We start from the raw sequence: 22,861 nt of genomic DNA on the forward strand, positions 1-22,861 counted from the left end.
GAAGTGCTTATTTTTCTGAAAACTCGAAAAGCAGCAATTGATTTTTGGCAGACAGAAAATTATGATGGAGATAACAAAAATGAAACTGATGTTCCGAAATTCGGAACAAAATTCGCGACAAACGGGAGCTTTTTATGAACCAACACCAAAACAAGACGGTTGTGAAGTCGATGGAGCTGCTCCAATTGTTCATCGAGCACGAGCGACTTAGCCTGAATGAAATGATCGCGTACGCGCAAATGCCAAAAACGTCTGTTCACCGCATGGCAGGGTCACTGGAAGCGATGGGCTTTTTGCAGCGGGGAGAAGATGGCAAGTATGCGTTGGGGCTGCTGTTTTTGCAGTTCGGACAACTGGTGGCGGAGCGGCTGGATATCCGGCAACTCGCTTTGCCCGTGATGAGTGTCCTGCGCGACGAGGTAGAGGAAGCGGTCCACCTGATCATTCGGGACGGCGACGAGGCGATCTATGTGGAAAAGCTCGATACTCCGCATCCGGTGCGGCTGTATACGAAGATCGGGAGACGGGCGCCTTTGTACGCGGGGGCGTGTTCGCGAATCATCCTTGCTTTTTTGGCGGAGCAGGAGCGCGAACGCTATTTGCAAGAGGTGGATTTGCAGCCAATCGGTCGCGGGACGATTACGGACAAGGACGAGCTGCGCCGTCTGCTGGCTGAGTCTCGGGCCAAAGGGTTTACGATCAGCCATTCCGAGCTGGAAAACGATACGGTAGCGATTGCTGCACCGATTTTTGACCATCTCGGCCGGATTTGTGCGGGCATCAGTATTGCCGGGCCACAGGAGCGGTTCTCGCAGGCGCGGCTACCTGAACTGGTTGCTCACCTGACGAATGCGGCGGAGCGGATCTCGACGGCGCTTGGCTATCGGCGGGCAAACCGGAATGAGTAATCTACTTTTAGAAAAAAGGGAGAGAAGCGAAATGAAAACGATTTTGGTCACAGGATTTGACCCGTTTGGCGGGGAGGCGATCAATCCAGCCTGGGAGTCGGTAAAACGGCTGGCTGAGGTGGAAGCTGGGGAGTACCGCATCGTGACAAGGCAGCTCCCGACGGTGTTCGGCAAATCGGTCGAACTGCTTTTGCAAGCGATCCGCGAGATTTCGCCCGATCTCGTTTTTTGCATCGGACAGGCTGGCGGACGTGCGGATATTAGCATCGAGCGGGTAGCGATCAACGTAGACGATGCGCGAATCCCGGACAACGAGGGCAAGCAGCCGATCGACACGCCAATCGTGGAAGACGGCCCTGTCGCCTATTGGTCGAGTTTGCCGATCAAAGCTATCGTCAAAGAAATGCGGGCAAAAGGGATACCTGCCTCCGTGTCGCAAACAGCGGGCACGTTTGTCTGCAATCATCTGTTTTACGGGCTGATGCACGGCTTGGACAAAGAATATCCGGCTGTTCGCGGAGGCTTTGTCCATATTCCGTATTTGCCTGAACAAGCGGCCAAGCATCCGGGGCAGCCGAGCATGTCGGTAGAGACGATTGTCAACGGTTTGCAGATTGCCATCGAAACGGCTGTGAACCACGAACGCGACATCGTGGAGGGCGGCGGACAAATCAGCTGACACCAAGATCGCGTGGCACAGCAGCGTAGCGACACAGATGGGCAGGAGGAGTGCAGAGTGGAGCGACTGGAGTTTTTTCCGCTCGGAGATGCAGGAATTGTTCTCAAGCTGGGGGATGTGATCGACGAACAGACGCGGCAAAAGATCATGGCGATCTCCGCGTATTTGGAGCAGCAGCCGCTGCCGGGAATGACCGAATACGTGCCTGGCTACACGACTGTGACGATTTATTACGACCCGCTCGCATGGCGCGATCCGCTTGGGCAAGAGTTGGCGTACGATCGTTTCCAGGCAGCGCTCGAAAATCAGTTGCGCCAATTGTCTTTTTCCGCCGCATCGGAGCAACGGGTGGTGGACATTCCGGTTTGCTACGGCGGACAGTACGGCCCGGATTTGCAAGAAGTGTCCGAATACCACGGTTTGACGCAGGAAGAAGTCATCCAGATTCACAGCGGTCAAGCGTACATCGTGCACATGATCGGCTTCGCCCCCGGTTTCCCGTATTTGGGCGGGCTGGACAAGCGGATCGCCACTCCGCGCAGGTCGACGCCACGTACGGCGATTGCGCCGGGCAGCGTCGGGATCGGTGGGGCACAGACAGGCGTATACCCGCTGGAAAGTCCCGGCGGTTGGCAAATTATCGGTCGCACGCCAGAGCGTCTGTTTCGCCCGGAAGAGCATCCGCCCAGCTTGCTGCGCGCAGGTGATCGGGTGCGCTTCGTTCCGATTTCTGCGGCCGAGTATGAACAGAGAAAGCAGGTGGGGCGATGAGTGTCGAAGTTATCTCGCCAGGCTTGTTCACGACCGTACAAGATTTGGGCAGATACGGGTATCAGCGGCATGGCGTCCATGTCAGCGGAGCGATGGACGCGCTGGCGCTGCGAGTGGCGAACCTGCTCGTCGGCAACGAGCCTGACGCAGCTGTTTTGGAGCTGACCATGAAAGGGCCAGCGCTGCGCTTTCACCAGGATGTGCTCGTGGCGGTATGCGGGGCGGACATGCAGCCTGTTTTAGATGAGCGCCGTCTTCGCCGCAATCGCCCAGTCTTGGTCCAAAGCGGCAGTGTCCTCCGCTTCGGGCATGCGAGAGAAGGGTGCCGCGCCTATCTCGCCATCGCAGGCGGCTTTGACGTGCCGCTCGTGATGAACAGCCGAAGCACGAACGTGCGGGCCAAATTTGGCGGGGCATGGGGCAGAGCGCTTGCGGAAACAGACAGGCTGTCCCTGGGAAAGCCGGGAAAAAAGAGTGTACGGCTTGCCCGGCAACTGCAAGACAGGAGCGTGAACAGAGCCGATTCTTTTTGCGAGGCCGACTGGTTTGTCCCACAATCATTTTTCCCTTATCCACAGCAAAAAGACGCGGTCGTACGGGTCATGCCCGGGGCCGAGAGCGAGCTGTTCACCGCGCAAAGCCGCCGCGATTTTTGGACAACACCATATCAAATCAGCGTGCAGTCAGACCGGATGGGATATCGGCTGCACGGGCCAGAGCTTGCGCTGAACGAACCTGTCGAGCTGATCTCTTCCGCTGTGTCTGCCGGAACGATCCAAGTTCCGCCGAGTGGAATGCCGATCGTATTGCTGGCAGATCGGCAAACGGTAGGCGGCTATCCGAAAATCGGCCATGTGGCGACTGTCGATTTGCCCATCCTGGCCCAGCTGCGTCCACATGATCGGGTACAGTTTCAACAAGTGACCTTGCGCGCTGCCCAGCAGGCATGGTACGAGCAGGAAAAGGCGCTCGCAGAACTCGAAACGGGAATTGAGCTTTACTTGGGAGGGAGGAGCAAACGATGAAGACTGTCGATTTGAACTGCGACATGGGGGAAAGCTTCGGCGTGTATCGCCTGGGCAATGATCAGGCGATTTTGCCGTATATCAGTTCAGCGAATATCGCTTGCGGCCTGCATGCGGGCGATCCGGCGACGATGCGAAAAACAGTGAAGCTGGCTCTGGAAAACGAAGTGGCAATCGGCGCCCATCCTGGCCTGGCCGATCTGGTTGGGTTCGGTCGTCGCAATCTGGATATCTCCGCGCAGGACGCCTACGAGCTGACGGTCTACCAGATCGGTGCGCTGCAAGCTTTTGTCCAGGCAGAAGGCGGCACGATGCAGCACGTCAAGCCGCACGGAGCCTTGTACAACATGGCAGCAACGCGCCCGGCCCTGGCGGAAGCGATAGCGGAAGCAGTGTTCAAGGTTAACCCGGAGCTGGTGCTGTTTGGGCTGGCCGGGAGCGAATTGACACGGGCAGCGGAAAAAATCGGGCTACGCGCCGCCCATGAGGTGTTTGCCGACCGGACGTATCAGGCAGACGGGACATTGACGCCCCGCACAGAGCCAAACGCCCTGATCACGGACGATCAGGCAGCCGTGCGGCAGGTCGTGCGGATGGTGACAGAAGGAGTCGTGCAATCTGTGCAAGGCGCAGATGTGTCGATACGGGCTGATACGATTTGCATTCATGGAGACGGTGCCCACGCTCTGGAGTTTGCCCAGTGCATTCGTCAGGCGCTTGCCGCCGCGCATATTTCCATCCGTCCCGTGCGCTCGTAAGCAGATGAGCTAGATCAAAACGGGTCAGCCTCCGGAAAAGGCGCACAGGCAACTGGCAGGATGAAACCGGAGTGAATGGGGAACAATCAGAGGAAAAGCTGGTGGAGGGAGAGGACGACCATCGTACAGATGAACTGCGATACATCCTCCTTGAAAGCGGAGCTGAAGCAGGAATTGACCAGCATCCTCGCGGTTATGCAGCAAAGCTTGCTCGCTCTCGATCAAGCGGAAGGCTGCTTGCTGGGCACTTTTGACGAGATTCGCAGCAGATTCAGCCGACTGGAGACGACAGCGGCTTCCTTTTATTTGCAATGCTATCTCGCTCCGTATTCGTCTACATATACCGACTTGTCTTTGGCTGTTTCGCATTTGGCGCAAAAGCGTCAAGGTGCCCTGGTCGTCATGGAGCGGGAAGATTCCGTAGCTCCCTTTTTGCAGGCGGGCATCCCGATTGGGGCCGTGTTGAGCCATTCCTTGCTCGAATCGATCTTTTTTCCGGGCAGTCCGCTGCACGATGGGGCGGTGTACATTCGCGGAGATCAGATTGTCTCGGCTGCCAACGTCCTGCCGCTGTCGCAGATTACCGTCGGGGAAAAGAAGCTGGGAACGAGGCACCGCGCGGCATTGGGACTCAGCGAGCAATGCGACGCGCTGATCATCGTCGTCTCCGAGGAGACAGGCAAAGCATCGTTTGCCTTGCAAGGCAGGCTTTACCCGATCATTACCCATATGTAGCAGGAACGAAAAAGAGGACCGGGGCACCTGAAAAGGGCGCGCGGTCCTCTTGCGCATGCGCTGGAACGGTTCCGTGAATCCGGCGAACCGCTTTGCCGTTTTGCTTGCCGCTTGCTTATGCCCAGTTTCCGTTGCGGAATACAGGCTCGCGGACACCGTCAGCTGTTTCGCCATCGATGTTCATCTGCTCGGAGCCAACCATGAAATCGACGTGCACCAGGCTCGTATTGATGCCGTGTGCCGCCAATTGTTCCTGGCTCATGTCTGCACCGCCCTCGATATTGACCGAGTAAGCGCTGCCAATCGCCAGGTGATTCGAGGCATTTTCGTCAAACAGCGTGTTGTAAAAAATGATGTTGGACAAAGAGATCGGAGACTGGTGGGGAACCAGCGCGACTTCTCCGAGATAGTGCGAGCCTTCGTCCGTTGCGACGAGCTGCTTCAGCGCTTCTTCGCCTTTTTCGGCAGTGACCGAAACGATTTTTCCCTGCTCAAACGTCAAGCTGAAATTCTCGATGATGTTTCCTTGATAACTGAGCGGCTTCGTGCTGCGGACGGTTCCGTTCACGCCGTCTCTTTTCGGAGCGGTGAACACTTCTTCGGTAGGCATGTTCGCCATGAAGGAAACGCCTTTTTCGTTCACGCTGCCCCCTCCGATCCAGACGTGGCGGTCAGGAAGCTCGATCGTCAATTGGGTCCCTGGCGCTTCGTAGTGGAGGTAACGATACTGCTTCGCGTTCAAATACGCGACTTTGCTGTTGAGCGTGGCATGATGGTCGTGCCAAGCCTGAACCGGATCAGCCGCGTCTGTGCGAGTCGCTTTGAAGATCGCGTCCCACAGAGCGGGGACCTGCTCGTCCGCTGGCAAGTCAGGAAACACGGTAGCGGCCCATGCCTCGGATGGAACGGCGAGCACGCACCAGCTTACTTTGTCTGACATCGTGTAGCTGCGGAACGTCTGCAAGGCTTGTCCGGCTGCCTTGTTCGCGCTGGAGATTCGCTCAAGCTTCACGCCTTTGAGCAAGTCAGGGTTGGTGGAGGAAACGTACAAGAAGGCAGCGCCGTTTTGCGCCAGCTCCTCCATGCCTTGCGCTTTCCACTGCGGATACTCGGCAAAAGCTTCATCGGGTGCCAGATCGTATTTCATGCGGGTCAATTCGTCGTCGGTCCATTCGATATGTACGTGTTTTGCTCCCGCTTCGTACGCTTTGCGCGCTACTTTGCGCACAAACGGAGCGGAGGAGAGCGGTGCGCTAACAACAAGTGTCTGCATCGGCTGTACGTTGACGCCGACTTTTACAGCGAGATCGGCATAGCGATCAAACATCACTTCAAAAGACATAAGAAAACCTCCCTTTCCTTGGCGATAAATTCTTTTCTATTATACCTGGGAATTTGGAATGGCTTGCTAGTTATTTTCGAAAGAATTTCCTCGGAAAGCGCAGGAAAAGACAGATTACGGCGGATTTCGCGTGCAAAGCGGACTTGTATATTTTCGCGAATTGGAGGAAAATTCAAATAGAATCAAACTTGAATAATCAAAAACATTTTACTGAGGGAATGACAAGGAGGCAGACAGAGTGAAAACGAGACTCATGCGTGACCAGGTGGCCGTAGAACATACGTGGAACCTGGACGATTTATTTGCCAGCCAAGAAGCATGGGAGCAGGAGCTTGACGAGATTGTCAATCAGCTGCCGATTGTCACCGCATTCCAAGGACAGCTACATACAGGAGCAGAGACATTGCTCGCATGTCTGGAAGCAAAAGAAGCAATGGAGGTGCGGGCGAATCTGGTGGCGACATACGCCCGCCTGCGTTCCTCCGAAGATGGCACCAATCCGCTCAATCAGGCAAATTCTGCGCGGGTGGGCGATGTCGTGTCGACGCTGAACGCAGCGCTTTCGTTTGTGCCTTCCGAAATTTTGGCGCTGCCAGACGGCACGATTGAGAAATACCTGCAAGAAGAGCCGGGACTTGCGCCTTTTGCCAGAAGTCTTTCCGATTTGCTGGAAACGAAGCCGTATCGACTGTCCGCGGATACGGAGTCTGCCATTGCCGCACTCGGTGAAGTGTTTGCAGCGCCTTACACGATTTATCAACGCGGGAAGCTGTCCGACATGTCCTTCGCGCCTGTCAAAGATGGGGCGGGGGCAGAACGTCCGGTTTCGTTTGCTTTGTTTGAAGCGGACTATGAAATGTCTTCCGATACGACATTGCGCCGGGCTGCCTACGAATCTTTTTCGAAAACGTTGGCGGCTTATCAAAACTCGTTTGCTGCCGTCTATGCCACAGAGGTGAAGAAGCAGACCGTCCTGTCCAGATTGCGCGGCTTCGACAGCGTCACCGACATGCTGCTGCATCCTCAACAAGTATCGCTCGAACTGTACCACAACATTCTCGATATTATCGGAACAGAGCTGGCTCCGCACATGCGCCGTTACGCCAAGCTCAAAGCGCGAGAGCTGGGACTGGAAAAGCTGACGTTTTGCGATTTGAAAGCGCCGCTCGATCCTGAATTTAGCCCGCCGATTACGATTGAGGAAGCGGGGCGCCTGATCAAGTCCGCTTTGCAGGTGATGGGACCGGAATACGCAGAGATCATGGACAAAGCGCTGTCCGAGCGCTGGATCGATTACGTCGACAACGTGGGCAAATCGACAGGGGCTTTCTGCTCGACGCCGTACAGCAATCACTCCTATATTCTGATCACCTGGTCGGGCAACATGCGCAGCGCCTTCACACTGGCTCATGAGCTGGGACATTGCGGTCACTTCACGTTGGCTACCCGTGAGCAAAGCTATACCAACTCGCGTCCGTCCTTGTACTTTATCGAGGCACCGTCCACGATCAACGAGCTGCTGCTCGCCCAGCACATCATGGAGCAGTCTGACGATCCGCGCCTCAAGCGCTGGGTCATTTTGCAACTGATGAACACGTACTACCACAACTTCGTGACGCATCTGCTGGAAGGCCGCATGCAGCGCAAAGTGTACGAAGCCGCGCAAAACGACGTGCCGTTGACAGCGAAAAAGCTGTCGGAGTGGAAAGGGCAAGTGCTGGCAGAGTTCTGGGGAGACACCGTGGAGCTTGACGAGGCAGCCAGCCTGACCTGGATGCGCCAGCCGCACTACTACATGGGACTGTATCCGTACACGTATGCGGCGGGATTGACCGCTTCCACTGCGATGGCGGCAAGCATTAAAGCGGAAGGGCAACCAGCTGTCGACCGTTGGCTTTCTGTTTTGAAAGCAGGGGGCACGCTGAAGCCGCTGGAGCTGATGAAAAAAGCAGGCGTAGATATGTCAGAGCCGCAGCCGATCCGCGATGCCGTGGCGTATGTCGGCAGTCTCGTAGACGAGCTGGAAAGACTGTTTGAAAAATAACCAGTTGCCCAAAGCTTAGCTGAACAGGAAAAAAGGCTTGTGATGACGAAAGCATCACGAGCCTTTTTCGACTTTTGGATGAAAGAGAACAGGAGAACGGGAAATGACCGAATTTACGAAGCGCGCCATTCAGATTATCGCCAGCATTCCAGCAGGCACTGTCATGACGTACGGACAGATCGCCGCATTGGCCGGGAGTCCGCGGGGAGCCAGACAAATCGTGCGGATACTCCACTCCATGTCGCAAAAGCACAAGCTCCCGTGGCACCGGGTCATCAATGCCAAAGGAAAAATCGGGTTGCAAGACTTCGATTCCATGACGCTGCAAAAAATGTTGCTGGAAGGCGAAGGCGTAACGGTGTCCAAGACGGGCGACATCGATCTGGAACGGTTTCAACACCACCCTGAACCTGGACTGGCTCGATTTCCTGATTAGTAGCCGACTTCCACCGAAGCGATCACGACGTACGCCAGATCGTTTTTGTCTTCCTTTTCCGCAATGACGACGCCACTGCTCGTCAGCATGCCGCCGTCCACGACTTCAAACGACACTTCTCCGTAAGGCAGCTCCGCCCGCACGGTATCGAGATCGAGCTTGTCGCGGTCGGCAGGCACAGCGAGACGCACGTTGACTTTCATTTTGTGAATATCATTTCCGGGCAGCACAGAGCGCAGACCCGGCATCGAGTTGTGATGGATGGCGTTTTGGACAGCGCGAACGGCTGCTTTGGTAACGTTTTGTCCATGGAGATCGATCCCCATGCCGATTTCGATAAACATGACTTTGTCCATTGTCGCATTCACTCCTACTATTTTCCTTCGTCGTTTCTCTCCCATCTTACCACGAATCGCGATTTTTTCCTGCCTGACGTATTGTGTTTATCCATGACTCGTGTCATCATTACACTTTGGCATCATTGCTCGACGATTCTTGGTTCATAATGGAGGCAGGTTTGAAGTGGAACGGTATCCTTTTGCCTACGATCCCGCCCAGCCGTTTATCTCGCAAGTAAGTGACTGGGTAGCGGACGTGTTTTACGATATTTTGCCTGAGGCTGGCTTCGAAGTGCGCGACGAGCAGATTTACATGGCTTTTCAGCTGGAGCGGGCCTTCCAGGAGAAACAGACGATTTTTGCCGAAGCAGGCGTAGGCACGGGAAAAACGCTCGCTTATTTGCTGTACGCCATCTGCTATGCGCGTTATACGAGAAAGCCGGCGATCATCGCCTGTGCCAACGAGTCGTTGATCGAACAGCTGGTGAAGCCGGAGGGGGATATCGCCAAGCTGGCCAAGCATCTCGACTTGACCATTGACGCGAGGCTCGGCAAGTCGCCAGACCAGTACATTTGCTTGCGCAAGCTGGACGAGGCGCGTTACAAGCTGGACAGCGACGAAGTGTTTATGCACATTTACGAGGAGCTGCCATCGTTTGTCCACAAGCATGAAGCGCTTCAATCGTTTACTCCATACGGCGACCGCAGCGCCTACTCCGCGCTGAACGACCAGCAGTGGTCGCAAATGAACTGGGACGCTTTCCAGGACTGTTTTGTCTGCGACAGACAGCATCGGTGCGGACAGACTTTGTCGCGCAACCATTACCGCCAGTCTGCCGATCTGATCATTTGCTCGCACGATTTTTACATGGAGCATGTCTGGACGTATGAGGCGCGGAAGCGGGGAGGACAACTGCCGCTTTTGCCTAATCACAGCTCTGTCATCTTCGACGAAGGGCATCTGCTGGAGCCTGCGGCGCAAAAGGCGTTGACCTACAAGCTGAATCATTCCGTGTTTGAAGAAATCATTACGCGCCTGCTGCAAGGCGAAATCAGGGAGTCGCTGGCGGTAGCGATTGAAGAAGCGATTATCCAGAGTGAAGATTTGTTTTTGCGACTGAACGCCGAAAGCAAGCCGGTTGCCGGTTCGACGCGCAAGGAGATCTCCTTCCATCCGCAGCTGATTGCCTCGATCCACCGTTTTACGAGCCTGATTGCTTCGATTGAAGAGGAGCTGGCGCTGGAGAGCGGCCTGTATTCTTTGGACGAGTTCCAATTGCGGATTGTGGAAGAGCATCTGGAAATGATGCAGCTGGCTCTCGGCTTGTTCCAGAAGCCTGATCACGTCATTTCCTGGATGAGCGAAGAATGGACAGGCCCTACGTTGGTCGTCATGCCGAAAATGGTGCAGGAAGTTTTGCGGGAACGCGTTTTCGCGCAAAACATGCCGATTATTTTCTCTTCCGCGACCTTGTCGGTAGAAGGCTCGTTTGACTACATCGCGGACAGTCTCGGCATCGAAGACTATTTGTCGTTCTCCGTCGCTTCGCCTTACGAATATGCGGAGCAGATGGAAGCTTTCGTGCCGCCGTTGTCCTGTACGCAGCCGTTTGCGGAAAAAATGGATTTGGCTGTGTCGCTGCTGCAAAAAACGGGCGGTCGTGCGCTGCTGCTGTTTTCGTCGATGGAGGAAATGCAGGAGTTCAAAGCGGCTGTGGGAGCTTACCCGGAGTGCGTTTCCATGCGTTTCTGGTACGAAGGCGATGCGGAAATCAGCCACCTGATCTCCTGTTTTCAGAACGACGAGGAGAGCATCCTGTGCGCCGTGACGTTGTGGGAAGGGCTGGATGTGCCGGGGCCGTCGCTGTCCAACGTGATCATCTGGTCGCTGCCGTTTCCTCCGAACGATCCGGTGTTTGCCGCCAAGCGGAAAAGCGCGGCGTCGCCGTTCGCCGAGGTCGATTTGCCATACATGCTGCTGCGTCTGCGCCAAGGGATTGGCCGTCTGATTCGGACGCGCGAGGACAGCGGCATCGTCTCGATTTTAAGCCCGGAGCTGTGGAACGACGAGCAGCTGCGAAAACATGTGCAGAGCGTCTTTCCCGCCGGGGTCGAGTGGCGTGATGCCTGGGCAAGCGAATTGGTGTAGACGTGTGCAGGAGACGGGAACGGGAGCTTGCACGCCGTTCTTCTGTTGTGGAAAAAAGGAAAGCAAAAAAGAGGCAGGAGCCAAGGCGGCGTCCTGCTTCTTTTTTATTCCGGCATGTTGCCGACAGTCGGATCGACGGTGAAATCGCGCTGAAAGCCTGCGTACTTGACTTCGGACACCATGCCTTTTGCCGCGTGCCCCAGATCGTGACAGTGGAACATCCACTCGCCCGGATTGTCGGCTGCAAAAGCGACGGCATAAGACTCGCCGGGCTGTACGTTCAACGTATCTTTCCGCAGCGGCGAGCCGGAAATAGGCTTGCCGTTTTTGCTCAACACCTGGAAAAAGTGTCCGTGCAAATGCATCGGGTGCACATCCTCCGGCGAGTTATTGACGAGTGTGACTTTGATCAGATCGCCTTTTTGCACATCGAGGGGAGGGACGTTCGGAAACGTTTGCCCATTGATCGTAAACGCCATTTGTCCATCGCGCGTGTCCGTGTTCAAATCCATCCGGTACGTCACGTCATAGGCTTGATCGAGTGAAAAGCTGCTTTTCGCTGCCTCGCCGTAAGTCGTGATGTCGACGACAGGCAGGGGGTTCGCCGATTCGGCTTGGCGTTGCGCGTGCTCCTGACCTTCGTAGACGATGGGAACGGCCAACGACTTGGCTCCGGGATTGCTGCTCTTTTCTTCCAGCAGCCACGCTCCCGGCTGGTTTGCGACAAATTCGAGGTCGTATCGTTCGCCAGGGGCGATGTTGAGCAGCTGATCTTTGACAAGCGGCGGATTGTGCAGCGGTTGCCCATCTGTGGAGACGATCTTGAACGCATGTCCTTGCAAATTCAGCTTGTGGGACAAATACCCGGCATTGATCAGGCGGATGCGCACCTTTTCCCCTTCCTTCACCCGCAGGGGTGCAATCGCCGAACCTGTCTTGCCATTGACGGAAAAGATCGTGTACATGAGCGGCATCATTTTCGCATCACTCATGCCATTCATATCCGGCATGTCGTGGCCGCTTCCGGCCGAGGTGCCCGGCGAAGCGGGAGTAGTCCCGTGATTCATGCCTGCCATCGCGCCTGATCCTCCGTGCATCTCTGCCATGCTGTCGTCCTGCATCCACTCGTCCAGGACGAGCGTAAAGTCTTTGTCCACTGGGGCGGACGTTTTCGGTTCGACGACGAGCGAGCCGTACAGTCCTTTGTCTACTTGCTTCGAGCTGTTCTGGTGCGAGTGGTACCAGTACGTGCCTGCGACATCGGCTGTGAAGCGGTACGTAAAGCTTTCGTTTGGCTTTACCGCATTTTGCGTAACGCCGGGGATGCCGTCCATGTTGTTGGGTACGGGCAGTCCGTGCCAGTGGATCGTCACAGGCTCCGGCAGTTCATTTTTCAGCGTGACGGAAACGGTTTCGCCTTGCTTGACGCGCAGCTGCGGGCCTGGAACAGTTCCGTTGTACGTCCAAGCCGTTTTCATCGTCTGGTCATCGAGATGCAGCATGCTTTCTTTTGCCGTCAAAGTGAACGCATTGCCAGTCAGCACCTGCATGGGACTGTCGCTTGCCGCTGCCATCGGCTGGGTCACAGGGGCGGTTGCCTGCGTGTTGTCCTGGGTAGCCGCCATATTGTGTCCGGCATGCTCTGTAGTGGAAGCTTGGTCCGGCGAGCAAGCGGCGAGAAGTACCAGACCGCCAAGCAACACGGGAAAAACGCTGCTTCGCAACATAGATTGATTCATGGATTTCTGCATCCTCCTCATAATGTTTTTCGAAAAAAGCGTAGCAAAGGAATGTGGAGAAACCATGAAGGCACGGCAACAGGAAGCAGCAGAGCAGGCGTCAAACACGCAAAAAGCCGATCTTCCCGCAACAGGAAAATCGGCTTGAAAGGTACAGCGGCTAGTTGCTACATCTGTCTGCGTGGCCTAGCGATTTTTGGGAGCGGCAAGTTTTTGGCTGACCAGCGACATGAGCAGTGCCAACGCGAAAAAGTACAGAGGCATCGTGACGAGCGAGCCGTTGTGCAAGTAGCTCATGCCAGTCGTAATCAGGCTGACCAGCACGTAGTAGCCTAGCCCCAAAATCGCGCCAGCCGTTCCAAGCACCGCGCCGTAGTCCACGAGTGCGAGACTCAGGCAATTGGGGATGGCGATGCCGATTCCAAGCAGCAGCATAAAAATTGCCGCGAGCATGAGGCACAGCGAGAGCAGATTCGGCTCCACGCCAGCCAAAGTCAAAACAGTCAAGCATGCTGCGCCGCCTGTCGCCACCAAAGAACCGATCAAAATGATCTTTTCCGCAGCAAACCGGGGCAGCCATTTTTTCGCTAACATGGCTCCGCAGATCGAGGACAGGGCGACAAGCACGCCCAAAAACCCGAACCAGCCTGGTGTCATCTGAAAAAATTCAATGAAGATGAACGGGGCTTCGGCATAATAACTGAACAAAATGCCGTTCGTCGCCCCGATCAAAAAGGCAAAGGCCCAAATTCTCCGGTCCGCAAGCATCTGCTTGAAAACGGTACGAACAGTTGTCTTGGCCGGGGACGCCACCCTTGTTTCAGGCAGCGAGAAAAAGGTCGCGAAGAACAGCCCGACACTCATCAAGACGAGCGTAAAAAATACCGCCGAAAACCCGAACCATTGGTCGACCCAGCCCCCGATCAACGGTCCGATAGCAGGGGTAAAAGCGAGCGCGGCGGAAATTTGCGCAAAAGCGGCATGCCGTCTGGGACCGTCCATGCACTCCCGCAAGATCGTCTGTGTGACCACAGAACCTGTACTTGCGCCAAAAGCTTGCACAAAACGGCTAACGAGCAGCCACTCGACCGAAGCGGACAAATAGCAGCCAAGGCTGCCCAATCCGTAGACGACGATTCCCCAGAGCATGGCCGGGCGGCGTCCGATGGCGTCAGAGAGCCTGCCCCAGCAAAACACACCGAAGGCGAATCCGAGAAAATATATACTGAGCGTCAGTTGAACCGTGCTGTTGCCAACGTGAAGCTGTCTGGCGAGATCCGGCAGCGACGGCGTGTAGATCGTCTCGCTGATTTGCGGAAAACCGACGAGCAAAATGAGCAAAAACAGTGACGGTGTTGAGATTTTGGTATGCAAAATACTTCCCCCTATTCGTTGAAAAATCTCAAACGGTCAGAGGGAAATTACGGGATCGGGGGTTTGCACTTCGTCAGTTGTGAGAATGCCATCATTTCATTTCACCAATCTTTTTTCATAGGGGGAGTTTTGTTAGCGCTGATTATAGCAAAAAACATCCTGGCGGAACTAGCAGAATGCGATCAGGAAGCGTTCTGGCCCAAAACATATGACACTTCTGTTACGATCTGAGTGAAATTGGCAAATCAAGGGGCGATCAATGTTATAATGGAGTATCCTTTATGCAAAAATGAAAGAAAAGTAGATTGGTACAGGGATGGTGTTCACTTTTGGGTAACGTGGATTTTGCGAGCCTGCCTTGGAATGTGTTTTGGGTCGGGATTTCCTATTTTTTGGTAACGGGTGTGTTTTTCTGTGTAGGCTTTATGCGTTTGCTCTCCCAACGGGTGCGCAGCGGCATCGTCTGTATGGCCATTGCCGTCATTAGTGGGGGATTTTTCCTGAACTATTTGTTTACTCATCACATTTAATAGACGATCCCATGCGGGCCTGATATGTAGCGGACATCCTTTTTTGATATCCAGGACAAAAGTAGAGCTGACGGTGGAAATTCCCCGTCGGCTTTTTTTGTCTGCAAACGGGAAGAGGAAGCTTTCCGCCTGTCTTTTGCCGCGTTTTTCTGCCCGGAAAAAATCGGGAAGGAATGTAAACAATTTGTAACGCGTTTTTACTGTTTTGCGTCTTATAATCAGGTTACAAGAAGTTGCCGGACACGACGCAAGACGACAGAAAAACATGACCGGGCAATTTTTTTAGGTCGATCAGAAGGAAGCCCATTTCCAGTCGGCCAAAAGGCAGGCCAGGCTCCTTTCATGCAAAAAGGAAAGCCGAGTGTGCCGAAAAAATCCAAGGAAGGAAAGAGGGGAAACAGCCATACATAAGAAGAAGGAGCACATTTCACAGGAAAAACGTTGGGCACCACATCCTGAATACGGGCAATGATGATTGGAACAATTCATTTTCCATAAAGATAATGAACGAGACCAACCCCCGTTTTCTTCAGCGGACCAAAGAAACCAGGGGTTTTTGCATTCATAAAGCACGCAATTCCCGATGTGTAATGACTGCCCCCGTCAACTCATGAACAAAACAGAACGGAAATTAAAGGGGAGAATGCAGATGAACTGCATGGCGAGCACGGTAAGCAAGAAGCAAGCAAGGAATGTTACGAATGGCAAGGATCTGACGAACACACGCAAGGAAGTACGGACTCGCCAAACAACAAGCAGAGGAGGCCGCCAGCATGCCTGAACCGATCAAGGCTGCCCACAGCCGCTACATGCCCGGGATCGACGGGCTTAGGGCTCTGGCGGTACTCGCAGTCATTATTTATCACCTGAATTACAATTGGGCGCCAGGAGGACTCCTTGGAGTCGGCATCTTTTTCGTCCTCTCTGGTTACCTGATTACGGATTTGCTGATTGCCCAGTGGAGCAGAAACGGGCGATTGGATATGAAAGACTTCTGGCTGCGCAGGGCCAGACGGCTTTTACCGGCATTGCTGTTGCTTCTGGTGGTGGTTGTCGCCAGTGTCGCGCTGTTTTCGCCCGAGCAGATGGGGCGCTTGCGCGGAGACGTCTGGGCCGCTCTTTTCTACGTCAGCAACTGGTGGCTGGTCTTTTCCGAAGTATCGTACTTCGAGAAGTTCGGTCCGCCTTCGCCGCTTGGACATCTGTGGTCTTTGGCGGTAGAAGAGCAGTTTTACCTGATTTGGCCGCTCTTGGTCGCGCTCGGACTTTCCTTGATCAAGCGCCGCGGCCCGCTCGTGATTTTGACGATCGGCCTGGCAGCCGTTTCCGCCGTGTTGATGGCTGTCATGTATGAACCGGGAGAGGACCCGAGCCGGATTTACTACGGGACGGATACGCGGGTATTCGCTCTGTTGATCGGGGCCGCCCTGGCGATGATGTGGCCGAGTCGCAAGCTGTCCACAACTATCTCCGGCAAAGCGCGGGCCACGCTGGATGTGATCGGATGCGTGAGCCTGGCGATTTTGCTCTTGGCGATCTGGAAGACAAACCAGTACGACGATTTTCTGTATCGGGGCGGACTTGTCCTGTTGTCGATTGTCAGTGCGATACTGGTAGCTGTGCTGGCTCACCCGGCAAGCTCCTTGGCAAAATGGATGGGCTGCAAGCCGCTCAAGTGGCTCGGCGTGCGCTCGTACGGCATTTATTTGTGGCACTACCCGGTGATTGTGTTCACCAGCCCGACTGCTGCGGCTGAGGAAAGCGGGGCGTTCGCCGTGTTGCGGGCGTGTCTGCAAGTGTTGGCGTGCATCGTGCTTGCTGCCCTGTCGTGGAAGTACATGGAGGAGCCGATTCGCCACGGCGCTTTGGGAAAACTGTGGGCGAAGCTCGGCACAAGCAAGCAGCAGGGCGCTCCCAAGCGTTCCAAAAAGATTCTCGCCTCAGGCTGCGCCTTCGCGCTGGCTGTGCTCTACTTCGGGGTGGCATCGCTGACCTCCGGAGCGACAGCGGGAGACACGTCTGCCATGCAAAAACTTGCGGAAGCGTCGGCAGCGGCCGAAAATTCGGGACAAAAAGACCATTCACAAGAGCAAGACGTGGATGCCAAACCGCACGGCCCGCAAGTACCGGTGACACAGAAAAAGCCGGAACCAACACAAAAGCCGAGTACGCAAACCGCGACGAAGCCGAAAACCGAGTCAAAACCGAACACTGGAAAGCCTGTCCAAGGCGGAACGGCTCCCGCAAAAAATCAGGACAATTCCGCTGCTTCCAAACAGCCAAAAGCATCAGAGGAGCCTGATGTTGCCGCTACTTCCGGAAAAGGAATTACCGCCATCGGCGATTCGGTCATGCTCGATATCGAGCCGTACTTGGCGAAGCTGTTGCCAGGCATCGTCATTGACGGCAAGGTAGGCAGACAAATGGCGCAAGCGCCCGATGTCATCAAGGCGCTGCGAGCGAAGGGACAGCTTGGCAGCCGGGTGATTATCGAACTGGGAACGAATGGCTCGTTCAGCAAGGGTCAGCTCGACAAGCTGTTGAAGGCGCTGGATGGCGTTGACCAGGTCATTTTGATCAACACGCGTGTGCCGCGACCGTGGGAGAGCGTCGTCAACGAGACGTTGGCAGAGGTGGCAGCTGCCCATCCGAACATGACGCTGATCGATTGGCATTCCGCGAGTGCCGGAAAAAATACGTATTTTTACAAGGACGGCGTGCATCTCAACTCGGAAGGCGCGCGGGCGTATGCTTTGCTCGTCGCGAAAACTTTTGCTCCGGTAAAAGCCGAAAAGCCAGCCAACGAGGCAACACCAGCGCCAGCACCGAAGCCGGAGGAGAGCCAAAAGCCAGCTTCGGACGAAAACAAACAGGAGACTGCCGCTCCAAAAGAAGCACAAGATACACAGGAATAAAGCAGGAGCCTGTAGGCAGGCCCGTCATCCGAAAGGGGAGCGGGCCTGTTTTTTTGTCGTTACGTCACCGATCAGGGGAGCATGGACAAGGAAAAGGGAAAAGCTTCGGGGCACCGGAGCGGTTGTGCACGCAAGGCGGATCGCGCTATGCTAGAGGGAACGAAAGAAACGGTTGCGACTAACAAACAGGTGGAATGCTTTTATGCCGATACAAAAATGGAGTGTGCTGGACCTGGCGCCGATTTATGAGGGCGTTGATCCAGCTTGCGCCTTGAAGCAAGCAGTCTTGCTCGCGCAAACTGCCGAGCAGCTCGGGTATTGCCGTTATTGGGTTGCCGAGCATCACGACATGCCTGGACTGGCTTCGTCCACACCGGAAGTTTTGCTCGCCCATATCGGGGCGCAGACGCACCGTATCCGAATCGGGTCGGGAGCGGTGCTGCTGCCTCATTACAAGCCTTACAAAGTGGCCGAGGCGTTTCACTTGCTGGCTACCTTGTATCCGGGGCGAATCGATCTGGGCGTGGGCCGCGCTCCGGGTGGCTCTGCCCATGCGACGCTTGCGTTGAACGATCGTTTTTTGCAGGACGTTGGCCGCATGCCGGAGCTGGTGCAACAGTTGTCTGCCTTGCTGCGTCAGGAGTTTACCGTAGAGGGCGAGTCGGTGGTGGCTCGCCCGATCCCGCCGCTGCCGCCCAAGCTGTGGCTTTTGGGCACGAATCAAAAAAGCGCGGGCTACGCCGCAGAAAACGGGGCCGGATACGTCTACGGCCTGTTCATGAGCGAAGCGGAGGGGGAGGAAGTCGTTGCTGCCTACAGGCGAGACTACAAGCCGTCCGTTCATCAGCCAAATCCGGAGGTAATCGTCGCCGTCGGGGTTATTTGCGCGGAAACGATGGAGGAAGCAACCGCCTGTGTCCGGTTGAGCCAAAAAGCTTTCCGCAGGCCGCCAATTGTCGGCGACCCGTCGCATGTTCGCGAAAAGCTGGAAGAAATTGCGTGGCGCTATCAGGCAGAGGAAATCATGGTCATTACCGACTTCCCCGATTACGCCAGGAGACTGCGTTCGTACGAGCTAATCGCCAATTCCGTGTTTGACCGTGGTTCGTCAGGATGTGGAAAGACATAAATTAGTTCAGAGTATAGCGCATCTTCACATGGACTTTTTCGGGCTTCTCATGTACGATTGCATACGTGATTCTATCATGTAACGGGTGAAAGAAGGAAAAACAATGATTCGGTCGTACTTGTTGTTGCTTTTTTGTGTGACGCTGTGGGGGAGTAACTTTGTGTTCGGGAGCATGCTCGTCAAAGAATTTCCACCGCTTTTTCTGGCTGATGTCCGGTTGCTGTTCACGTCGCTGTTTCTCGTCCTGTACGCGTGGGTGACGAGAAAGTTCGTAAAAATCAAGCTGCGTGAGCTGGGACTGCTCGTTTTGCTCGGGCTTGTCGGTACATTGGCAAACCAGACCGCTTATTTCAACGGCCTGTTGACGACTGACGCCACGACCGCCTCGCTGATTTTGTCGCTGGCTCCGATTGTGACAGCGGTTTTGGCCTCGATGTTTTTAAAGGAGCAGTTTACGCTACGCATGAAAATCGGTTCGGGGATCGCGCTGCTCGGCACCTTTTTCGTCGTCGGGATCGGAGCGGGCCTTTCGATCTCCAAAGGCGTGCTGCTGATTGTCATTGCGATGGTGACTTTCTCGGCGTCGATGATCATCATTCGCAAGCTGACGCAGACGATGCAGCCGTTTATTACGACGGTGTATTCGACGACAGTAGGGACGCTGTTTTTGACGCCTGCGGCCTTGCTGACGCTCGACTCCTCGGCGCACATCAGCCATGAAGCGTGGGCGTGGGGCATGCTGATCGTCACGGCTATCCTTATGCAAGGGGTTTGCGGGATCGTCTGGAACTCGCAACTGCAAATCGTCGGGACGGGCAAAGCGGCGATTTTCCTCAATTTGCAGCCGTTCGTCGCGATGCTGGTCGGCTTTTTGCTGCTCGGCTCGCAAGTCACCGCGATTCAGGCGGGCGGTTCCCTGCTGATTGTCGCAGGGGTGGTCGTCGCCAGCATGCGGAAAAAGCAATCGGTTCAGACGGCGGCAGCACAGCGGATGGCAGATGGCCCGAATCGCTGCAACGTTTAGAATGTTGTGCGCCACACAAAAAAACCAGTCCGACACGGCACTTCCGAGTGCGTCGTGTCTGCGACTGGTTTTTTTTGCGTAAAAAACGAAATGGCTTGCTGTTTTTTCTGAAAAGGGATGTGGCTGTCTGCGCAGGGCGCCATGGTCGTGCCTGCGACTGGTTTTTTGCGTGAAAAACGAAATGGCTTGATGCTTTTCCTGAAAAGGGAGGTGGCCGCCTGCGCAGGGCGACGTGTTCGTGCCTGTTTGGTATGATGGCGCAGGCCACCATGGCGTTGCCCGTATGGTTTGCTGGCGCAAGGTGGACATGTCAGATGGCAGGCGTTACGGACTTTCGGACAAAGCGGGGAGCACGCGGTATATTTTGCGTGGCCGCCCGCGGTTGGTCGGCGTCTCCTCGCCAATTTGCTCGATGACGTTGTGCTCCGCCAAATCGCTTAAAATTCGCCGGGCATTGCGCGGTGTCATGCCCATCCATTCCGCCATCTCCGCTGCGCTGATATAGTTTTGGCCCAAAGCTTTTTGCACCGAGATAATTTTGTTCAGCGTCGTGATGCTGACGCCCGCCTTTTTCAGCCCCTCGCTGATCTCCTTGTCTTCTGTCCAATATTCGTAGCTGATGCTTTTCGCCTGGCGCAGCGGGCCTTCGATCGAGCCGTCGTGGTCGACGAGGACAGCGGCGTTCCCGTGTTTCTTCGCATGCACGAGAGCCAGTTGCGCATTGCGTTCTGCCGCCAGAGCAGAGACGCCGAACCCGATGCCCATATTGGCCGAAGAGCTGGTGAGCAGCATGATTTTTTCCAGCAGGGTAGTGGGGTGAAACGCCGGATTGTCCTCAAAAGAGCCGCGAGTCGAAAACAAAATGAACTTGTAATTGCCCAAGGAGACAAAGCTGCCGGAAATCGACTCGGCATAATCGAGCACAAGCTCTTGCAGCTTGAGATCGAGGCGACGCAAATCGTAAGCGTTTGCAGGCTCGCTGGCGAGCTTCTCCACTTCTGATACTTCGAGCAGCTGAACGGCGATTTGCGAGCGCTTGAAGTGCAACGTCTCGCCTTCCTGCAAAATTTGCTTGAAAATCTCGCGGAACGTCAAGCGGGTGAACCCCATCCGATACACCTGGATGCCTTGGCGTTGCAATTCTTCGGTGACAGAGAGCATCCCGGTGACGCAAGCGTCTACTTTTCCTTCCCGCACGAGCGCGGTATGGTAAGCCACCAAATGGTTGGTCAGGCGAAATTCCTGGTACGGATTGAGAAAAGGCTGGTCGCATTGCAGGCCAAGCTCTTCCAGCGTCTCGCGGAAATGCATTTCGGACACCGTATCGAAGCTGACACGATCAAGTGACAGGCCATCGCGGTATACCAATTCCAAAAGAACTTTCGTAAGCACGCTGGCGTTGATCTGCGGATAAAAAGCTTTCTGCTTTTGCAAATGCTGTCTAGCCATGGAATAAGGGCCAATCCCGGAGAAAAACCAGATGTCTACATCCATTTCGTTTTCTGCGACAATGGTGGCGGCTTCCTCCGCACGCTGGTATATAAACGGAATGAGCACGATGCGGTCTGCGAACTCTCGTCCGACCCTTTTCATTAATTCCACGGAATCTTTTGGACCAACTATGCCGACTCGTATGATCATTATGTCCTCCAACTAAACGGTAAAGTACGGGTTTACTCTATTCGTCGCGAAGCGGATCGATCCTCTTTTCGGCATCATAGTATGTTTTGATTTCTTATGCAAATGCCATATATCGCCGGTGAGAGAAAAGGAAATCCAACAGGCAACGAAAAAGTGTTTAAGGGATGTTTTAGGGAAAAATTCCGTATTAGGGTAGTTTACTATGGAACCGGCATCATTTCAATTGTTGCAAAAATAGTCAGTAAAATAAAAAATCAGAATTGACATTAAATACAGACAGGTCTATATTGTTGATTTAAGGAATGTTTTAGGTTAATTTCCGTTAAAGAAAACAGCGGGCGAAGCATACGTCGTTTTTGCGAGCCTGGATAGGGGGGATAAGTAAAACATGGCGCGTTATCTGCTAAAAAGAATTTTGATGATGATCGTGACTTTGTGGATTATCGTGACGCTGACCTTTTCGCTGATGCATATGATCCCGGGCGATCCGTTTGCATCCGAATCCGATCAACTGCCGGAGCAAATTTTGCTGAATTTGCGCGCCAAGTACCATTTGGATGAGCCACTGCCGATGCAGTATTTGTCTTATCTGAAAAGTTTGGCGATGCTCGACCTGGGGCCTTCGATCAAGTCTGAGACGCGCGGCGTCAACGATATGATCAAGGACGGTTTTGGCTCATCAGCGCTGATCGGGATGCAGGCAATCGCTGTCGCACTTTTTTTTGGACTTATATTCGGAATAATTGCGGCATTAAACCGAAATACCTGGATTGATTACATGGCAATGGTCATGGCGGTGTTGGGAATTGCTGTACCAAGCTTCATTATGGCGCCGCTGCTCATCAACTATTTGGCGATCAAGCTGCCGCTGTTTCCGGTTGCGACGCTCGCCAGTTGGAAGCACTCCGTGTTGCCGTCGCTTGCGCTCGCTTTCGGGCCGCTCGCGATCATCACTCGCTACATGCGGACGAGCATGATCGAGGTCATGAATCAGAACTACATACGGACTGCCGAGGCAAAAGGGATTCCGACTTTTCTGATCGTGGTCAGACACGGCATTCGCAATGCGATTCTTCCAGTCGTTACTTTTCTCGGGCCGCTGGTTGCGGGATTGCTGACAGGAACGTTTGTCGTCGAGAAAATTTTCGCCGTCCCTGGCGTTGGCAAATATTTCGTCGATGGCATTTTCAACCGCGACTATCCGGTTATTTTGGGAACGACCGTCTTTTACAGCGCGATTCTCGTACTGATCATTTTCTTGATTGACCTGGCTTATATGTTCATTGATCCACGCATCAAATTGTCGGGAAGGGGGAGGTAGCCA

Annotated in this window: 19 protein-coding genes; 13 read left to right on the plus strand and 6 right to left on the minus strand. The window is 54.6% G+C overall.

Annotation, left to right across the window (positions count from 1 at the left end; genetic code table 11):
• The first annotated feature begins 134 nt into the window (after positions 1-134).
• The 6 genes from DEP07_RS03495 (at position 135) to cdaS (ending at position 4,876) form a co-directional block, all read left to right on the plus strand.
• Positions 135-908, plus strand: coding sequence for an IclR family transcriptional regulator (locus tag DEP07_RS03495; protein WP_122963404.1), 774 nt, complete (start codon positions 135-137; stop codon positions 906-908).
• Positions 909-939: 31 nt separating this feature from the next.
• Positions 940-1,587, plus strand: coding sequence for a pyroglutamyl-peptidase I (gene pcp, locus DEP07_RS03500; RefSeq protein WP_287102112.1), 648 nt, complete (start codon positions 940-942; stop codon positions 1,585-1,587).
• Positions 1,588-1,644: 57 nt separating this feature from the next.
• On the plus strand, positions 1,645-2,358 hold the full coding sequence (gene pxpB, locus DEP07_RS03505) for a 5-oxoprolinase subunit PxpB (RefSeq protein ID WP_242771597.1): 714 nt from the start codon (positions 1,645-1,647) through the stop codon (positions 2,356-2,358).
• A complete protein-coding gene (locus tag DEP07_RS03510) occupies positions 2,355-3,383 on the plus strand; it encodes a biotin-dependent carboxyltransferase family protein (RefSeq protein WP_287102114.1) in 1,029 nt (342 codons plus the stop codon). Before pxpB ends, DEP07_RS03510 begins: the two co-directional genes overlap by 4 nt.
• Positions 3,380-4,141, plus strand: coding sequence for a LamB/YcsF family protein (locus DEP07_RS03515; protein WP_122963400.1), 762 nt, complete (start codon positions 3,380-3,382; stop codon positions 4,139-4,141). Before DEP07_RS03510 ends, DEP07_RS03515 begins: the two co-directional genes overlap by 4 nt.
• A 75-nt stretch (positions 4,142-4,216) precedes the next feature.
• Positions 4,217-4,876: a sporulation-specific diadenylate cyclase CdaS gene (cdaS, locus tag DEP07_RS03520; protein ID WP_122963399.1), complete on the plus strand. Its 660-nt coding sequence runs from the start codon at positions 4,217-4,219 to the stop codon at positions 4,874-4,876.
• Between the two features lie 115 nt (positions 4,877-4,991).
• On the opposite strand, the gene DEP07_RS03525 is transcribed toward cdaS, so the two are convergent.
• Positions 4,992-6,218: an aminopeptidase gene (locus DEP07_RS03525; RefSeq protein ID WP_122963398.1), complete on the minus strand. Its 1,227-nt coding sequence runs from the start codon at positions 6,216-6,218 to the stop codon at positions 4,992-4,994.
• Positions 6,219-6,456: 238 nt separating this feature from the next.
• Here DEP07_RS03525 and pepF point away from each other — a divergent pair, with 238 nt between their 5' ends.
• Both pepF and DEP07_RS03535 read left to right on the plus strand, forming a co-directional pair.
• Positions 6,457-8,262: an oligoendopeptidase F gene (gene pepF, locus DEP07_RS03530; protein WP_173598736.1), complete on the plus strand. Its 1,806-nt coding sequence runs from the start codon at positions 6,457-6,459 to the stop codon at positions 8,260-8,262.
• A 103-nt stretch (positions 8,263-8,365) separates the two neighbouring features.
• On the plus strand, positions 8,366-8,698 hold the full coding sequence (locus DEP07_RS03535; protein ID WP_122963396.1) for an MGMT family protein: 333 nt from the start codon (positions 8,366-8,368) through the stop codon (positions 8,696-8,698).
• Here DEP07_RS03535 and DEP07_RS03540 read toward each other — a convergent pair.
• Entirely contained in the window at positions 8,695-9,054 is a 360-nt protein-coding gene (locus DEP07_RS03540; RefSeq protein WP_122963395.1) for a Lin0512 family protein, read from the minus strand. The genes DEP07_RS03535 and DEP07_RS03540 overlap by 4 nt on opposite strands.
• 166 nt (positions 9,055-9,220) lie before the next feature.
• On the opposite strand from DEP07_RS03540, the gene DEP07_RS03545 reads away from it, so the two are divergent.
• The gene (locus tag DEP07_RS03545) at positions 9,221-11,185 is read left to right on the plus strand and encodes an ATP-dependent DNA helicase (RefSeq protein WP_173598737.1); all 1,965 of its coding nucleotides are present in this window, start codon (positions 9,221-9,223) and stop codon (positions 11,183-11,185) included.
• Between the two features lie 104 nt (positions 11,186-11,289).
• Here the strand turns inward: DEP07_RS03545 and DEP07_RS03550 are convergent, their stop codons facing one another.
• The 3 genes from DEP07_RS03550 to DEP07_RS03560 form a co-directional block, all read right to left on the minus strand.
• On the minus strand, positions 11,290-12,924 hold the full coding sequence (locus DEP07_RS03550; RefSeq protein ID WP_173598738.1) for a multicopper oxidase family protein: 1,635 nt from the start codon (positions 12,922-12,924) through the stop codon (positions 11,290-11,292).
• A gap of 186 nt (positions 12,925-13,110) precedes the next feature.
• On the minus strand, positions 13,111-14,298 hold the full coding sequence (locus tag DEP07_RS03555; protein ID WP_281868490.1) for a multidrug effflux MFS transporter: 1,188 nt from the start codon (positions 14,296-14,298) through the stop codon (positions 13,111-13,113).
• 323 nt (positions 14,299-14,621) lie between these two features.
• Positions 14,622-15,011, minus strand: coding sequence for a hypothetical protein (locus DEP07_RS03560; RefSeq protein ID WP_173595903.1), 390 nt, complete (start codon positions 15,009-15,011; stop codon positions 14,622-14,624).
• Between the two features lie 590 nt (positions 15,012-15,601).
• Between DEP07_RS03560 and DEP07_RS03565 the strand changes: the two genes are divergently transcribed.
• The 3 genes from DEP07_RS03565 to DEP07_RS03575 all read left to right on the plus strand — a co-directional run bounded on the left by DEP07_RS03565 (position 15,602) and on the right by DEP07_RS03575 (position 19,896).
• A complete protein-coding gene (locus DEP07_RS03565; protein ID WP_287102118.1) occupies positions 15,602-17,743 on the plus strand; it encodes an acyltransferase family protein in 2,142 nt (713 codons plus the stop codon).
• Between the two features lie 202 nt (positions 17,744-17,945).
• Positions 17,946-18,872 (plus strand): MsnO8 family LLM class oxidoreductase, encoded by a 927-nt coding sequence (locus tag DEP07_RS03570; protein ID WP_281868492.1) that lies wholly within the window; start codon positions 17,946-17,948, stop codon positions 18,870-18,872.
• 103 nt (positions 18,873-18,975) lie between these two features.
• Positions 18,976-19,896 (plus strand): DMT family transporter, encoded by a 921-nt coding sequence (locus DEP07_RS03575; RefSeq protein ID WP_281868493.1) that lies wholly within the window; start codon positions 18,976-18,978, stop codon positions 19,894-19,896.
• 324 nt (positions 19,897-20,220) lie between these two features.
• Here DEP07_RS03575 and DEP07_RS03580 read toward each other — a convergent pair whose 3' ends face one another.
• Positions 20,221-21,537: a hypothetical protein gene (locus DEP07_RS03580; RefSeq protein WP_217364883.1), complete on the minus strand. Its 1,317-nt coding sequence runs from the start codon at positions 21,535-21,537 to the stop codon at positions 20,221-20,223.
• A 388-nt stretch (positions 21,538-21,925) separates the two neighbouring features.
• Between DEP07_RS03580 and DEP07_RS03585 the strand changes: the two genes are divergently transcribed.
• Positions 21,926-22,858 (plus strand): ABC transporter permease, encoded by a 933-nt coding sequence (locus DEP07_RS03585; protein ID WP_122963387.1) that lies wholly within the window; start codon positions 21,926-21,928, stop codon positions 22,856-22,858.
• The last annotated feature ends 3 nt before the right edge of the window (positions 22,859-22,861 follow it).

This window comes from Brevibacillus sp. (genome assembly GCF_003521185.1).
In the GTDB taxonomy this organism is placed as follows: Bacteria; Bacillota; Bacilli; order Brevibacillales; family Brevibacillaceae; genus Brevibacillus; species Brevibacillus parabrevis.